The sequence below is a fragment of the Pantoea sp. C2G6 genome (assembly GCF_051336815.1).
In the GTDB taxonomy this organism is placed as follows: Bacteria; Pseudomonadota; Gammaproteobacteria; order Enterobacterales; family Enterobacteriaceae; genus Pantoea.
Genome location: NZ_JBGMNJ010000012.1, coordinates 1 through 15,452 on the forward strand (window position 1 = coordinate 1; position 15,452 = coordinate 15,452).

Genomic DNA, 15,452 nt, shown 5'->3' on the forward strand with positions numbered 1-15,452 from the left:
GACTTGCATGTGTTAGGCCTGCCGCCAGCGTTCAATCTGAGCCATGATCAAACTCTTCAATTTAAGTTTGATTTGCTGCAACAAGTGCAGCGATGCTCATCTGTAAAACGTCATAATGAATTTCATTATGTGTTCACTCGTGAGACTTGATATTTTGTTGCGTCCGGAGACGCTGATATCAATCCTGCGAGTGCCCACACAGATTGTCTGATAAATTGTTAAAGAGCATGCCGCGATTTCGTGCGGCGCGGGCTGCGTATATTACGCTTTCCGCATTGTCAGTCAAGCATTTATTTTCGCTTAACTCACTGGTTCGTATGATTTCGAACCTACTTAACCCGGCGCTTCGTAAGCCGTTGTGCCGTGTCAGTGGAGGCGCATTATAGGGAGTTCTCGGAGGCTGACAAGTGCTAATTTCAAATAAAATTCTGAGTGTTGATTTTTTCAGCTAAAAGCCGTTAAACCGCCAGTTTTTCCAGCGATGGGAAGCCATAACGCTGTAAAACGGGTGATAACTGTACGGCCTCGCCGTCCAGTTCGGTACAAAACGCCACGTTCGGCTGCGATGAACGTACATCCGGCGCTTCATGCTCCAGTAGCCAGGCCGTACGACGCGCAATCGCCGCACCGGAGTCGATCAGACGTGTTCCTTCAGGTAACACCTGCTGCAACTCTTCGCGCAGTAAAGGGAAATGCGTACAGCCTAATACCACGGTGTCCGGCGGCTCCGCCATCCGCAGCCACGGCTGCACAATACGACGAACCTCATTCAGTGCAACCGTCTCGCCATGCAGCTTGGCTTCTGCCAGCTCCACCAGCTCCGCCGATCCCAGCATCTCGATGTTGCAGGCCCCGGCAAACTGCGCCACCAGCTCATGCGTATAAGGACGGCGAACCGTTGCCCGGGTCGCCAGCAAACCGACTACCCCATTCCGCGTCAGACGCGCAGCCGGTTTAATCGCCGGAACCACGCCCACCACCGGAAAAATAAAGCGTTCACGCAAGGCGGGTAACGAAACCGTGCTGGCCGTATTACAGGCAATGATGACTAAAGAGAGAGGATAACGCTGGGTAATCGCCTCAACTATCGCGACCACTCGCTCGACAATAAAGGTTTCGCTCTTCTCACCATAGGGAAAACCGGCATTGTCGAAGGCGTAGATATAGTGAAGATCCGGCAGCAGTTGCCGGACCTCATCATAAACAGAGAGCCCACCGACGCCGGAGTCAAACACCAGCACGGTAGGTCGCAAATCAGAAACTGTAGCTGCCGCTGAGGTAATACTCTCGTCCTGGAGTCTGATAGCCATACGCTGTCTCGTAATCTTTATCGAACAGGTTGGCAATTCTACCACGAACCGTGAGTTGTGAAGTGACCGGATATGAGGCGGCGAGATCCCATAAACTGACGCCGCCTGACTTCACACGACGGCTGGGCGAACTGTTGAAGTCGGTATCGTAGCGATCGCCCAGATAGTGATAGGTCACGGACCAGTCAAACTCATACAGCGTCCAGTCGAGCTGGTATTTCACCTGCTGCTTAGCCCGGCGAACGAGCGGCTGATTGGTCGTGCCATCGCGCGCATCGACATAATCGTAAGAGAGCTGGTGCGCCAGCGGTCCGGTATCGAATGAAGCGGTCGCTTCCACCCCTTTAATACGCGCCTGCTTAACGTTGTAATAGCGGAAGGTCGCCGGATCGCCTTCAATCAGATCATCAATGTCGTTGCGATAGCCTGAAACCCGCCAGTCAACCGCGCCGGTCAATCCTTCAAAACCGCCTTCCCACTGCTTACTTTTTTCCGGGTCGAGATCGCGGTTGCCATAGAATGGACTGTAGACCTGAGAGAGATTCGGCGCCTTAAAGGCGGTGCCATAAGAGGCGAACGCGCGATAGCCGGAGATAAACTCCCATGAAGCCGCCGTCTGCCAGGTGTTATGCCAGCCAAACTGATTGTTGTCGTCACCGCGCACCGCACCCTCAAGGGTCACACGACCAAACTGCTGCTGGCCGGTCAGGTAGAGACCGGTGTTACGCTGCTCATAACCGTCTGAAAGATAGTTGGTGCCCGGTTCCGTGGTCTCTTTCTGCCAGTCGACGCCGGTGCTGATCGCGCCCTGCCCGACCTGCACGCTGTTGCCCCATTGCAGATTGTATTGGGTGACATCATCAAAGGTAGACGCGGCGCCGTAACGACCATTGCGCGGATCGTAGTTAATGTCTTTGGTGCGACCATAACTGGCGATGAGCTGGGTGGAGTAGATGTCACGATTAAAGCGCAGCCCGGTGTCCCAGGTCTGACTATAGAGCTGACGGGTATCCGCCAGTCCGATGATATGGGTGTAGCTCTCATCATAGCTGTAGGAGCCGTCGTAGGCGGTGCGGTTATCAAAGCCATAACCACGCACAAAGCCACTCAGCTCATCACTGAACTGATGCTCAAGGTTGCCATATAAGGTCTTGCTCATGAAGCCGTCGCGATCGGGCTGCGCCGGACCATAAGCGTTGGGATAGCCCGCCACCACATCATACCCTTTGGTATAGGTATAGTTGCCGGCCAGGGTCAGTTTTGTCGCATCACTCAGCATCTGCTGGGTTGAGCCATCATAGGATTGATAGCCATTGGAGCCGACGCCCGCCGTCAGCGTGGTGCCCGGCTGCGCCCGGCCGGTAATGATATTGACCACGCCGCCAATCGCATCTGAACCATACACGGCGGAACGCGCACCGCGGATATATTCGATGCGCTGCACCAGCGACAGCGGGATCTGGCTAAGGTCAGACGACCCGCTGATACCGGCCTGATTCAGCCGGATGCCATCAATCAGGATCAGCACATGTCTCGATTCGGTGCCACGGATAAACAGCGAGCTCTGTTGCCCTAACCCGCCGTTCTGCGCGACATCGACGCCCGGCAGACGGCGCATCACATCGGTCAGGCTTTTGGCCTGCCAGCGCTCAATCTCATCGCGTGTCACTACGGTTGTCGGTGCCAGCACCCCGGAAACCGGTTGAGCAAAACGGTTGGCGGTAACAATTTGCGTATCATCATTTCCCTGAGCAACACCGTTTTGCGCCCAGAGGGAAATCGCCGTTGCGCTCAGAGCGAACAGCGTTGTGTTTTTTTTGGTCATTTTTAATTGCATCCATAAGACAAAGCAGGATGCCGCAGGCATACAATCGATAGAACGCGATGATTGTACGAGTCGCGACGTCACACCGGCAGGTCTTCGGGCTGGGAACCATAAGTGATGATGACTTCCCATCCCGCAGGACAGTGTCTGCAATTGCACTCATCACGACATTCCTTACCGCTGCGCGTCAGCTCCAGATTCACACTGGATTCCCTATTAACTCGGGCTTGAGGCCGGCGCTCGCAGTCTACGTAGCGTCATCAGGGAAGTCCAGACCGCCAGCTATCTTCGCGCTGCGGGACTGGACATCAGCAAGTGAATGCCTACAATCGCCCGCTGGTAAGCTATTAATCAGGATTGCTCATGACCCCCGAACATCTCCCCATTGAAGAATATGACGCGCAGCTGGCGGAAAAAGTCAGTCGTTTAGAGACGATGATGACGCCGTTTGCTGCGCCCGAGGTGGAGGTGTTCCGTTCGCCGGTCAGCCACTATCGGATGCGTGCCGAATTTCGTCTGTGGCACGACGGTGATGACATCTACCACATCATCTTTGATCAGCAGACCCGCGAGCGGATCCGGGTCGATCAGTTCCCGGCGGCCAGCCAGCTGATCAATCAGCTGATGCCGAAGATGATCGCGGCGATCCGCGATAACCGCACCCTGCGTCATAAGCTGTTCCAGATCGACTATCTCTCGACCCTGAGCAATCAGATTGTGATTTCGCTGCTCTATCACCGCAAGCTGGATGATGAGTGGCAGCAGGCCGCAGCGGCGTTGCGGGATCAGCTGCGCGCAGAAGGGCTGGATGTGCAGCTGATTGGCCGCGCCACCAAAACCAAAATCTGTCTCGATCGCGACTATGTGGATGAGCGTCTGCCGGTGGCGGGTCGCGAGTTAATCTATCGCCAGGTTGAGAACAGCTTTACCCAGCCTAACGCGGCGATGAATATTCAGATGCTGGAGTGGGCGCTGGATGTGACTCAGGATTCCCAGGGCGATCTGCTGGAGCTTTACTGCGGCAACGGCAACTTCTCGCTGGCGCTGGCGCGCAATTTCCGGCGCGTGCTGGCGACTGAGATCGCTAAGCCGTCAGTGGCCTCGGCGCAATACAATATTGCGGCGAACCAGATCGATAACGTGCAGATTATTCGTATGGCGGCGGAAGAGTTTACGCAGGCGATGAATGGCGTGCGCAGCTTTAACCGTCTGGAAGGCATCGACCTGACCAGCTACGAATGCGAGACGATTTTTGTCGATCCGCCGCGCAGCGGCCTGGATGAAGAGACGGTGAAGATGGTGCAGGCCTATCCGCGCATCCTCTATATCTCCTGCAACCCGCAGACCCTGAGTGATAACCTGCAAACGCTGGCACAGACACACGACGTGACGCGGCTGGCGCTGTTCGATCAGTTCCCCTACACCCATCATATGGAGTGTGGCGTCCTGCTGACGCGCAAAGCCTGAACAAAAACGGGAACCCCGAGGTTCCCGTTTTGAATTGCTGATACCGTGCTGGTCCAGGTGAAGTTAACCGCAACGAATAAGCTCAAAGCTCAGTGAACACGGTCAGAAGAGGAAAGCGTCCCGCGCCATGGACGGCGCGGGCCGAGCGTGCCATGGACGGCGCGGGCCGAGCGTGCCATGGATGGCGGTTTTTGCGTCTTTCCGATCTGACCGTGTTCACTGTGCCGACTCGGTCTCACAGCGACATAAGGCAGACTTCTTCAACTAACTCAAACGGGAACCCTGAGGTTCCCGTTTTCTTTTATCGCTACTGATTGCGTTTGCGCTTAAGCCGCGTCGCAATCCAGAACACCAGCGCCACCATCAGAATAGTGGGAATGAAGTTTGAGCCGATGTCCGGGTATTCCGCCCGCACCAGCGCGCTGTAAACCAGAATGCCCAGCAGGAAAAACGCGGCGGCCAGGCCCGGCATGCCGTCTGGCATATTGGTGTTGAGATAGCGCTGATGCAGACACCAGGCCGCCAGACCCAGCGCAATCAGCGGGAAAATCGAAAAGGGAACAAAGGTGCTGAACAGCACCGAAAACGAACCGTTAATCGCTAAGCCGGTAATAAAAGCCAGTAACAATGTGCCTTTATCGCGTGAACTCGGGTGGGTCATAACCTGATCCTTACTCTTCGGGTTTTTCCAGGGTTACCGCCAGCCGTTCCTGTTCCCGGCGGTACCAGTAATAGGCGCCTTTGGCGATCATACGTAACTGCAACACCAGCCGATCTTCCAGCTTACGACGCTGCTCAACATCAACATCCAGCGCCTCTGCCCCGGCACTGAAAACGATAGTCACCATCGCTTCGGCCTGCGCTTCGGTAAAACTGCGCGGCATGCGATTTTCGACCTCAAGATAATCCGCCAGTTCAGCGATAAAATGCTGAATTTCACGCGCCACAGCGGCACGAAAAGCGGCAGAGGTGCCGGAACGTTCGCGCAGTAACAGCCGGAATGCGTTAGGGTTATTGCCGATAAACTCCATAAAGGTCGCGACCGAGGTTTTGATGATGCTGCCGCCTTTGGCGATACGCTGGCGCGCCTGACGCATCAGCTGCCGCAGCATCAGGCCGCTCTCATCCACCATGGTTAAACCGAGTTCATCCACATCTTTAAAATGCCGATAAAAGGAGGTCGGGGCGATGCCCGCTTCACGCGCAACCTCCCGCAAACTCAGACTGGCAAAACTGCGTTCGGCGCTGAGCTGACTGAAAGCTGCTTCAATCAGTGTACGTCGTGTACGTTCTTTTTGTTGCGCTCTGACGCCCATTCTCTCTGCCTTTCGCGGTATTGAGTGGGCACTATAACAAAATATTCAGCGTACAGATTGGCAAAGTTTGTCACCGTCTGTGAACCCTGTTTTTTGGCAAATTGTGACGAAAATCGCGGATAGAATTCAGATGTGCGCGGCGAGATGTTAGAATCTCGTTGTAAAAATGTATAAATAATAGGACGTATCGGTATGCAAAAGTCTTACGATTACGATGCCATTGTGATTGGCTCAGGACCCGGCGGTGAAGGTGCGGCGATGGGGCTGGTGAAGCAGGGAGCGCGCATCGCAGTGATCGAACGCTACCACAACATCGGCGGCGGTTGTACGCACTGGGGCACCATTCCTTCTAAAGCGCTGCGTCACGCCGTCAGTCGCATCATTGAATTCAACCAGAATCCGCTCTACAGCGACCACACCCGACTGCTCCGCTCCTCCTTTGCCGACATTCTCAATCATACCGAGAGTGTGATCAGCCAGCAGACAGCGATGCGTCAGGGCTTTTATGAGCGTAACCGCTGTGAGCTCTATCAGGGTGATGCCCACTTCGTGGATGCTAACACCATTGAGATTGAGCAGCCCGACGGCACCCGTGAGCGACTGACGGCGGAGAAGTTTGTCATCGCCTGCGGCTCCCGACCTTATCATCCTGACAACGTGGACTTTACCCATCCGCGCGTTTACGACTCCGACTCCATTCTCAACCTGCATCATGAGCCTGGCCATGTGATTATCTATGGCGCCGGGGTCATCGGTTGTGAATATGCCTCGATTTTCCGCGGCCTGAACGTCAAGGTTGACCTGATCAACACCCGCGATCGCCTGCTGGCATTTCTCGATCAGGAGATGTCCGACTCTCTCTCCTACCACTTCTGGAACAGTGGCGTGGTCATCCGTCACAACGAAGAGTTTGAGAAGATCGAAGGGGTGGAAGATGGCGTGATTATCCATCTGAAGTCAGGCAAAAAAGTGAAAGCCGATTGCCTGCTCTACGCCAATGGCCGAACCGGTAACACCGATTCGCTGTCGCTGGAAAATGTCGGTCTGGAAGCGGATGGTCGCGGTCTGCTGAAAGTCAACAGCATGTACCAGACGGCGCAGCCGCATATCTATGCGGTCGGGGATGTCATCGGCTATCCGAGCCTGGCGTCAGCCGCCTACGATCAGGGCCGTATTGCCGCGCAGGCGATCATTAAAGGTGAAGCCTCCGCACACCTGATTGAAGATATTCCGACCGGTATTTACACCATCCCGGAAATCAGCTCGGTGGGGAAAACCGAGCAGCAGCTCACCGCCATGAAGGTGCCTTACGAAGTGGGTCGTGCGCAGTTCAAGCATCTGGCGCGGGCGCAGATTGTCGGGATGAACGTCGGCAGCCTGAAGATCCTGTTCCATCGTGAAACCAAAGAGATTCTGGGGATCCACTGCTTTGGCGAGCGGGCCGCCGAAATTATTCACATCGGTCAGGCGATAATGGAGCAGAAAAATGGTGGCAACACGATTGAGTACTTCGTGAATACCACCTTTAACTATCCGACGATGGCCGAAGCCTATCGCGTTGCGGCCCTGAACGGCTTAAACCGCCTGTTTTAACGTGGTGTCAAAATAGTGCTGCATGTGGGTTTTAATCGCCTCTGCCAGCTGTTCATAACGGCTGCGCAGAGGTGAACCCGGACGATAGACCAGCGCGATAGTGCGCTGCGGCACCGGTTTATAGCAGGGCAGATAGCAGACGCCATCGCGGATCCGCTCTGGCGGGACCGCCAGCGCCGGAAGCAGCGTAATGCCGCTGCCCGCCGCCACCATATTGCGCAGCGTTTCCAGGCTGGTCGCCCGGAAATGGGTATCCTCATCCGCGCCGGCCTCAAAGCAGAAGCCCATCGCCTGGTCACGCAGACAGTGACCATCTTCCAGCATCAGCAATTTCTCGCCAGCCAGATCGGACATCGGCACCCGATCGCGATCGCGCCACGGATGGTCGGCATAGACCGCCAGTTTCATCGGCTCATCAAACAGTGGCACCTCGATAAAGGCTTCACTCTCTTTGACCAGCGCCAGAATCGCGCAGTCGAGTTTGCCGCTGTCGAGCTGGGCCAGCAGCTGCTGCGTCTGCGCTTCGTGCAGATACATCTCCAGTTTTGGAAACGTCTGGTGCAGCATCGGGATAATTTGTGGCAGTAAGTAGGGGCCGGTGGTCGGGATGAGGCCGATATGCAGCGGACCTGACATCGCTTCCCCTTGCTGACTGGCCATCTCTTTCAGCACTTTCACTTCACGCAGCACCGTTCGTGCCTGATCCACCAGCAGCAGACCCGCCTGCGTGAACAGAACCTTACGGCTGGTGCGTTCCAGCAGCATGACTCCCAGCTCATCTTCCAGCTTACGGATCTGACCGCTTAGCGTTGGCTGACTGACATGACACGCATCCGCGGCACGACGGAAATGACGGTGTTCAGCAAGCGAAACCAGATATTCAAGATCACGAATATTCATTATTACCCTCCAAACCACGATAGCCCGTGGCGATAGATAGAATAGCAATGAACGATTGGCCCTATCAAGGGTGGGCGGGAATAATGCGCCCATCAAATTGAACGGGCAGTGGTCAGGAGAAAAAATGTTTGCAGGTCAGGAAGGTAAAGCGGTTCCGTCAGTGATTTTTCACACCCGCCAGGGTGATAGCTGGGTCGACGTCACCACTGAAGCGCTGTTTAAAGACAAAACGGTCATCGTTTTTTCGCTGCCCGGCGCGTTTACCCCAACCTGCTCCTCCAGCCATCTGCCGCGCTACAATGAGTTATCGGGCCTGTTTGCGCAGCACGGCGTCGACAGCATCCTCTGCGTTTCGGTAAACGACACCTTTGTGATGAACGCCTGGAAAGCGGAACAACGCGCGGAAAATATCACTTTTATTCCTGATGGCAACGGCGAGTTCACCCGTGGCATGGGGATGCTGGTTGAGAAAGCCGATCTCGGCTTCGGCCCACGCTCCTGGCGCTATTCGATGCTGGTACGCAACGGCGTGGTGGAGAAAATGTTTGTTGAGCCGAATCAGCCTGGCGACCCGTTTGAGGTCTCTGATGCCGACACCATGCTGCGCTATCTGGCACCGGAGTGCAAAGCCCAGGAGTCGGTCTCGATTTTCACCAAACCAGGCTGCCCTTTCTGCACACAGGCAAAAGAGCTGCTGAGCCATCATGGCATCCAGTATGAAGAGATTGTGCTGGGACAGGATGCGACCACCGTCAGTCTGCGCGCGGTATCCGGCCGGGCGACGGTTCCACAGGTCTTTATTGGCGGCCGTCATATTGGCGGCAGCGATGACCTGCAACAGTTCCTGCTGTCAGCGTAAAAGAATCTGAGTGTCAGCCAGGAGAGCTGGCCCTTTGATGATGTGCCTATAAAAAAGTAGTAATTCTGAAGCTAGAGGTTGGCGGGCATTTATCATGCCCGCTTTTTTTTGCCTGCGGTTTACGCCAGACGCTGTTTTGCGTCACTGATGGCACGCGCCACCTGCTGTGGCGAGACGCCGCCCTGCGCATTACGCTTATCCAGACAGGATTGCAGCGCCAGGATCGGATAGACATCCTCACCAATCACCGCGCTGAACTGCTGCAACTCCGCCAGCGGCAGCGCTTCCAGCGCCACGCCCTGCCCGATGGCCGCCACCACCACTTCGCCGACAATGTGGTGGGCTTCGCGGAACGGCACGCCTTTGGCGACCAGGTAGTCAGCCAGTTCGGTCGAGTTGGCGTAGCCCTGCTCAGCCGCCTCCTGGCAACGTGGACGTTTCACCTGCAAGCCATCCAGCACCAGCACGGACATATGCAGGCAGTCGAGCCAGGTGTCGAGTGCGTCAAACAGCCCCTCTTTGTCCTCCTGCATATCTTTGTTGTAAGCCAGCGGCAGACCTTTCAGCGTCATCATCATGCCGGTCAGTGCGCCCTGCACCCGACCGCACTTGCCACGAATCAGCTCCAGCGCGTCCGGGTTTTTCTTCTGCGGCATCAGCGAAGAGCCGGAGGTCACTTTATCTGACAGCTCGATAAAACCCGCTTCGCCGGTATTAAAGAAGATCATATCTTCGGCGAAGCGCGACAGGTGCACCATGCCGATAGCCGCGTCAGAGAGCAGCTCCAGCACATGGTCGCGGTCTGACACGGTATCCAGACTGTTGCGCGTGGCGGAGGCGAAACCCAGCCAGCCCGCCAGCTGCTGACGATCGATCTCATAAGCGGTCCCCGCCAGTGCGCCACAGCCGAGCGGGCTGACATCCAGCCGCTTCAGCGTATCCTGCAAACGGCTCTCATCCCGCGCCAGCATCTCAACGTAGGCCAGACACCAGTGCGCGAACGTCACCGGCTGCGCGCGTTGCAGGTGGGTGTAGCCCGGCATCACCGCATCCTGGTTCGCTTCGGCGGTGGCCACCAGCGCCTGCTGAAACTCACGGGTTGCGGTCAGCAGCGCCTCAACCTGCATTTTGCACCAGAGTTTGAGATCGGTCGCGACCTGGTCGTTACGGCTGCGGCCGGTGTGCAGCTTCTTACCCAGCGCACCCACTTTGTCGATCAACTGACCTTCAACCCAGCTGTGAATATCTTCAGCGTCGCTTTGCAGGATCTGTTCAGGGTTGGCGCGCACCTCCTCCAGCAGCGTATTCAGCGCCGCTTCCAGCTGCTGCTGCTCATCCTGAGTCAGTACGTTTACCGTCACCAGCGCTTTGGACCAGGCAACAGAGCCAGTGATGTCCTGCTCTGCCAGGCGGTAATCGAAGCGCAGCGAGTCGTTAAACTGTTTGAAACGTTGATCCGCTGCCTGTGTAAACCGTCCACCCCAAAGTGCCATGTGAGAACTCCTCTGCATCGTTAAACAAAGGGCGGCATCAATGCCGCCCCTTTACTGAAACCGGAGGCGAGGCGCACCTCGCCTGAGAATTACTTTTTCTGCTCGTTCAGGGCGCGGATACGCGACGAGAGCGAGAACAGGCGGATAAAGCCACCCGCGTGACGGTGATCGTAGACTTCATCTTCACCAAAGGTCGCGAACTCTTCTGAGTAGAGGCTGTTCGCGGAACGCTTCTGCGTCGCTGTCGCCTGGCCTTTGTAGAGTTGCAGCACCACTTCACCGTTGACCTCTTCAGCCAGCGCTTCAGCAGCGGCCTGAATCGACTTACGCAGCGGAGCGAACCAGCGACCGTCGTAAACCACATAGGACATCTCGTGGCCGAGCTGCTCACGCCACTTGAAGCTGTCGCGATCCAGCACCAGCTGCTCCACCGCACGCAGCGCATTGACCATGATGGTGCCGCCAGGGGTTTCATAGCAGCCGCGGGATTTAATCCCGACCAGACGGTTCTCAACAATATCGATACGGCCGACGCCATGTTTTGCACCGATCACGTTGAGTTTTTCCAGACACTGGAACGGGCTCAGTTTCTCGCCATTCACCGCCACCACGCGACCTTTCTCCACGGTCACGGTCACCTCTTCAGGCTGGTCAGGCGCTTCCAGCGGATCGACTGTCCAGACCCAGCAATCTTTATTTGGTGCGTTGGCCGGGCTTTCCAGCACGCCGCCTTCGGTGGAGATGTGCCAGGCGTTTTCGTCACGGCTGTAGATTTTTTCCAGTGACGCGGTGGTCGGAATGTTGCGCTCTTTCAGGTAGTCGAGCAGCGCTTCACGCGAACGCAGGTTCCATTCACGCCACGGAGCCACCACTTTCAGCTGAGGTGCCAGCGCGGTGTAGGTGGTTTCGAAACGCACCTGGTCGTTACCTTTACCGGTCGCGCCGTGGCACAGGGCGTCCGCCCCCACTTTCAGCGCCAGCTCAACCTGCGCTTTCGCGATGATAGGACGTGCCATTGAGGTGCCGAGCAGATAGGTGCCTTCATACAGCGCACCGGTTTGCAGCACCGGGTAGACATAGTCGCTGATAAACTCTTCACGCAGATCGACTACGTGGCATTCAGAGGCACCAGACTGTAGCGCTTTCTTCTCCACACCTTCCAGATCGCCGCGCTCCTGACCAATATCCGCCACAAAAGCGACCACTTCGCAGCCGCCGTAGTTCTCTTTCAGCCAGGGAATGATGGCTGAAGTATCCAGACCACCGGAGTAAGCCAGAACGATTTTTTTGATGTTTTGCGTTTGCATTTGTAATCCTTGAATCAGAGTCGTTACGCGAGAATCCGGGTGCCAATCGACACGCCGTTAAACAGGTCAGGCAGCCGCTCAGCGTGACGCCAGCTGGCAATATCCACCGGGCGGCCCAGCGTACGCGCCGCATCAAGCGCAGCGTGGACCTTCACAATCATGCCATCGGTGATGATGCCTTGGGTAATCAGCTGTTCGGCTTTGTCGGCGGTCATCTCTTCGATGCGCTGACCTTTGCCGTCGAGAATACCACTGACGTCTGACAGCAGGACTAAATCCGCGCCCAGCGTCGCGGCGAGCGCCGTCGCGGCCTGGTCTGCATTGACGTTCATCAGTTTGCCGTCATCGGTAATGCCAATGGAGCTGACCACCGGCATATAACCCGCCGCCAGCAGGGTGTTCATCAGCGCCGGGTTGCCTGGCATGGCGTGACCGACATGACCAAGCTCTTCGTCGAATGGCGTCACGTCGACCATGCCCGCATCGCCCAGGCAGAGGCCCACCGCGTTGATGCCCGATTTCTTTGCCCACGCCAGCAGCGTTTTGTTCGCCGTGCCCGCCAGCGCACCGGTAATAATATCGATCTGATCGGCGGGCGTGACGCGCAGGCCATTTTTTTTCTTCACCGGCAGCGCCAGCTTTTTCATCAGTTCATCCACCAGGCAACCGCCACCGTGGACAACGATCAGCGGACGCTGATGGGCGCTGCGGTAAGTCAGCAGCGCTTCAAACAGGCGGGCCAGCGCCTCTTCGCTGTCTAACAGCACGCCGCCCAGCTTGATAATTAATGGATTGGTCATGGTTAATTTGTCCGTTAAATCAGTGACTGCGTTTCAGGGAAGCCAAACCGGATGTTCAGGCACTGTACCGCCTGCGATGCCGCGCCTTTCAGCAGATTATCTTCGGCGGCGACGACAATCAGATGTTCGCCCTGCACCTCAAAGCCGATGTCGCAGTAAGGCAGGCCCACCACGGCTTTCAGCGCCGGTACGCCCTTGTCATAGAACCGCACCAGCGGCTTGTTGTCATAGGCGCGATGGAAAACGGCGGCAATATCTTCGCGGCTGACACCCGCTTTCAGCCGGCAGGTGATGGTCGCCAGGATACCGCGCGGAAAACTCCCCAGATGCGGCGTGAAGATCACCGGCGTACCGAGATGCGCGACGATTTCCGGGTGATGACGATGGTTGAACAGGCCGTAAGGTTGCAGACTGACTTCACAGAAGCTGGTGCCCACATTGGCTTTCCGGCCTGCGCCGCTGACGCCGCTGGTGGCGTTGATCACCGGCCACTGCGCGTCATTTAACAGGCCAGCATCCACCAGTGGCTTCAGCGCCAGCTGCGCGGCGGTCGGGTAGCAACCGGGAACGGCCACCAGCTGCGCCTGCTGGATCTTCTCATGCTGATATTCCGCCAGGCCGTAAACCGCTTTATCCAGCCAGTCGCCGTGCTGATGCGTGAAGCCATAGAAACGGGTATAAAAGTCAGCGTCATTGACGCGGAAAGCGCCTGACAGGTCGAATACCACGCAGCCCGCTTTCAGGAACTCCGGGGCCAGATCGTGGCTGACTTCGTGGGCCGTCGCCAAGAACACCACATCCACTTTCTCTGCCCATTCGGCTGCGCTGCTCAGCGGTTGTAGCGGCAAATCCACCACGCCTTTCAGCTGCGGATGGAGATCGGATAAGCGCTTGCCGGCATCCGGGCTTTGCGCCGAAACCGCCAAAGCGGTTATGTTGATATGTGGATGGCGATTCAGAAAGGTAGCGAGCTCTACGCCAGCGTAACCACTGGCACCGACGATCAGCGTATTCAACATCAGGCTGTAACCCTTTTTACAGTCACACGTTCCGGGTCGCGGCCTTGCCCCGTTACCCACCAGGTCATCTGCATCGATTTATGGTTTCCTTGCAGAGGACGTTAATGTATTTTTATTCACTATTAATGCATGAATATTGATACATCCTAACCCAAGGACCGTCAACAGTGAAGACAAAATTACCGCCTTTTATCGAACTCTACCGCCAGTTAATCGCCGCACCGTCGATCAGCGCAACCGATGCCGCGCTGGATCAGAGTAATGAAACTTTAATCAATTTGCTGGCAGGCTGGTTCCGCGACCTCGGCTTTAGCGTCGAAGTGCAGCCGGTGCCCGGCACCCGCAATAAATTTAATATGCTGGCCCGGACCGGCAGCGGCGCGGGCGGGCTGCTGTTAGCCGGTCATACCGATACCGTTCCCTTTGACGACGGCCGCTGGACGCGCGATCCCTTTACCCTGACCGAGCACGACAACAAGCTCTACGGGCTGGGCACCGCCGACATGAAAGGCTTCTTCGCCTTTATTCTCGATACGCTGCGCGATGTGGATGTGACGACGCTGAGCAAGCCGCTCTATATCCTCGCCACCGCCGATGAAGAGACCACCATGGCCGGGGCCAAATATTTCTCTGAATCGACGCAGCTGCGCCCTGACTGCGCCATCATCGGGGAACCGACCTCGCTTAAACCGGTACGCGCCCATAAAGGCCACCTGTCGAATGTGATCCGTATCGAGGGCAAATCGGGCCACTCCAGCGATCCGGCGCGCGGCGTCAACGCCATTGAGCTGATGCATGAGTCGATTACGCATCTGATGCAGCTGCGTAATACGCTGAAAGAGCGGTATCACCATGACGGCTTTGCCATCCCCTATCCCACCATGAACTTCGGTCATATTCATGGTGGCGATGCGGCTAACCGTATCTGCGCCTGCTGTGAGCTGCACATGGATATTCGTCCGCTGCCGGGCCTGTCGCTCAACGATCTGGATGGCCTGCTGAATGAGGCGCTGGCACCGGTCAGTGCACGCTGGCCTGGTCGTGTCACGGTGGCTGAGCTGCACCCGCCAATCCCTGGCTATGAGTGTCCGGCGAACCATGAGCTGGTCAGCGTGGTGGAAAAACTGCTGGGTACGCCTACCGAAGTGGTCAACTACTGCACCGAAGCGCCGTTTATCCAGCAGCTCTGCCCGACGCTGGTACTGGGTCCGGGCTCGATTGAGCAGGCGCATCAGCCGGACGAATTTATCGATACGGCATTTATTAAGCCCACCCGGGCGTTGATCAGCCAGGTTGTGCACCATTTTTGCCACTGATCAATAGCAAATGGGGCATTTCACTGTGCTGACAGTAAAATGCCCCCTCATTCTGCGGGATTTACTGATAAGAATAACTTATCCCGCTTCGTTCCCGATAAATTGTACGAATTTCCGTTATTTAGCCGCACGTTCAACTCACTTTAACTCATTTGACGAACGCAACTTTACGTGGCTAGATAAAAGACGATGTTATGCCCACCGGGTGATTATCCAGAACGTTTCAGTGTGCGGAGAGACGGCAACC

Annotated in this window: 13 protein-coding genes, 1 rRNA gene and 1 riboswitch; of the genes, 4 read left to right on the plus strand and 10 right to left on the minus strand. The window is 56.4% G+C overall.

All coding sequences use genetic code 11. The features are described from left to right. From ACCW71_RS15225 to btuB, 3 genes are all read right to left on the minus strand, one after another. Nucleotides 1–63 (minus strand): 16S ribosomal RNA (locus ACCW71_RS15225); the annotation flags it as partial. Nucleotides 64–458: 395 nt separating this feature from the next. Next, the gene (murI, locus tag ACCW71_RS15230; RefSeq protein WP_436372762.1) at nt 459–1,310 is read right to left on the minus strand and encodes a glutamate racemase; all 852 of its coding nucleotides are present in this window, start codon (nt 1,308–1,310) and stop codon (nt 459–461) included. After that, nucleotides 1,255–3,135, minus strand: coding sequence for a TonB-dependent vitamin B12 receptor BtuB (gene btuB / locus ACCW71_RS15235; protein WP_436372764.1), 1,881 nt, complete (start codon nt 3,133–3,135; stop codon nt 1,255–1,257). The genes murI and btuB overlap by 56 nt, the downstream gene beginning before the upstream one ends. Before the next feature lie 70 nt (nt 3,136–3,205). Then, a riboswitch (cobalamin riboswitch) is annotated at nt 3,206–3,388 on the minus strand. Nucleotides 3,389–3,498: 110 nt separating this feature from the next. Here btuB and trmA point away from each other — a divergent pair. Next, the gene (trmA, locus tag ACCW71_RS15240; RefSeq protein WP_436372766.1) at nt 3,499–4,602 is read left to right on the plus strand and encodes a tRNA (uridine(54)-C5)-methyltransferase TrmA; all 1,104 of its coding nucleotides are present in this window, start codon (nt 3,499–3,501) and stop codon (nt 4,600–4,602) included. Between the two features lie 307 nt (nt 4,603–4,909). Here trmA and ACCW71_RS15245 read toward each other — a convergent pair whose 3' ends face one another. Next, nucleotides 4,910–5,263, minus strand: a complete 354-nt coding sequence (locus ACCW71_RS15245; protein ID WP_436372768.1) for a YijD family membrane protein — start codon at nt 5,261–5,263, stop codon at nt 4,910–4,912. Between the two features lie 10 nt (nt 5,264–5,273). Then, complete coding sequence (gene fabR, locus ACCW71_RS15250) at nt 5,274–5,918, minus strand: HTH-type transcriptional repressor FabR (protein ID WP_436372769.1); 645 nt, start codon at nt 5,916–5,918, stop codon at nt 5,274–5,276. A gap of 192 nt (nt 5,919–6,110) precedes the next feature. Between fabR and sthA the strand changes: the two genes are divergently transcribed. Next, nucleotides 6,111–7,511, plus strand: a complete 1,401-nt coding sequence (gene sthA, locus ACCW71_RS15255) for a Si-specific NAD(P)(+) transhydrogenase (protein WP_436372772.1) — start codon at nt 6,111–6,113, stop codon at nt 7,509–7,511. Here sthA and oxyR read toward each other — a convergent pair. After that, nucleotides 7,494–8,411, minus strand: coding sequence for a DNA-binding transcriptional regulator OxyR (gene oxyR / locus ACCW71_RS15260; RefSeq protein ID WP_436372774.1), 918 nt, complete (start codon nt 8,409–8,411; stop codon nt 7,494–7,496). The genes sthA and oxyR overlap by 18 nt on opposite strands. Nucleotides 8,412–8,535: 124 nt before the next feature. Here oxyR and ACCW71_RS15265 point away from each other — a divergent pair, with 124 nt between their 5' ends. Further along, nucleotides 8,536–9,270, plus strand: coding sequence for a glutathione peroxidase (locus tag ACCW71_RS15265; RefSeq protein WP_436372776.1), 735 nt, complete (start codon nt 8,536–8,538; stop codon nt 9,268–9,270). A 119-nt stretch (nt 9,271–9,389) separates the two neighbouring features. On the opposite strand, the gene argH is transcribed toward ACCW71_RS15265, so the two are convergent. The 4 genes from argH to argC all read right to left on the minus strand — a co-directional run bounded on the left by argH (nt 9,390) and on the right by argC (nt 13,889). Continuing rightward, complete coding sequence (gene argH, locus ACCW71_RS15270) at nt 9,390–10,763, minus strand: argininosuccinate lyase (RefSeq protein WP_436372779.1); 1,374 nt, start codon at nt 10,761–10,763, stop codon at nt 9,390–9,392. 89 nt (nt 10,764–10,852) lie between these two features. Continuing rightward, nucleotides 10,853–12,070 (minus strand): argininosuccinate synthase, encoded by a 1,218-nt coding sequence (locus tag ACCW71_RS15275; protein WP_436372780.1) that lies wholly within the window; start codon nt 12,068–12,070, stop codon nt 10,853–10,855. 23 nt (nt 12,071–12,093) lie between these two features. Beyond that, the gene (gene argB, locus ACCW71_RS15280) at nt 12,094–12,870 is read right to left on the minus strand and encodes an acetylglutamate kinase (protein WP_436372782.1); all 777 of its coding nucleotides are present in this window, start codon (nt 12,868–12,870) and stop codon (nt 12,094–12,096) included. Between the two features lie 14 nt (nt 12,871–12,884). After that, nucleotides 12,885–13,889, minus strand: coding sequence for an N-acetyl-gamma-glutamyl-phosphate reductase (argC, locus tag ACCW71_RS15285; protein WP_436372784.1), 1,005 nt, complete (start codon nt 13,887–13,889; stop codon nt 12,885–12,887). A 167-nt stretch (nt 13,890–14,056) separates the two neighbouring features. On the opposite strand from argC, the gene argE reads away from it, so the two are divergent. Next, a complete protein-coding gene (argE, locus tag ACCW71_RS15290) occupies nt 14,057–15,205 on the plus strand; it encodes an acetylornithine deacetylase (RefSeq protein WP_436372787.1) in 1,149 nt (382 codons plus the stop codon). Nucleotides 15,206–15,452: the final 247 nt, after the last annotated feature.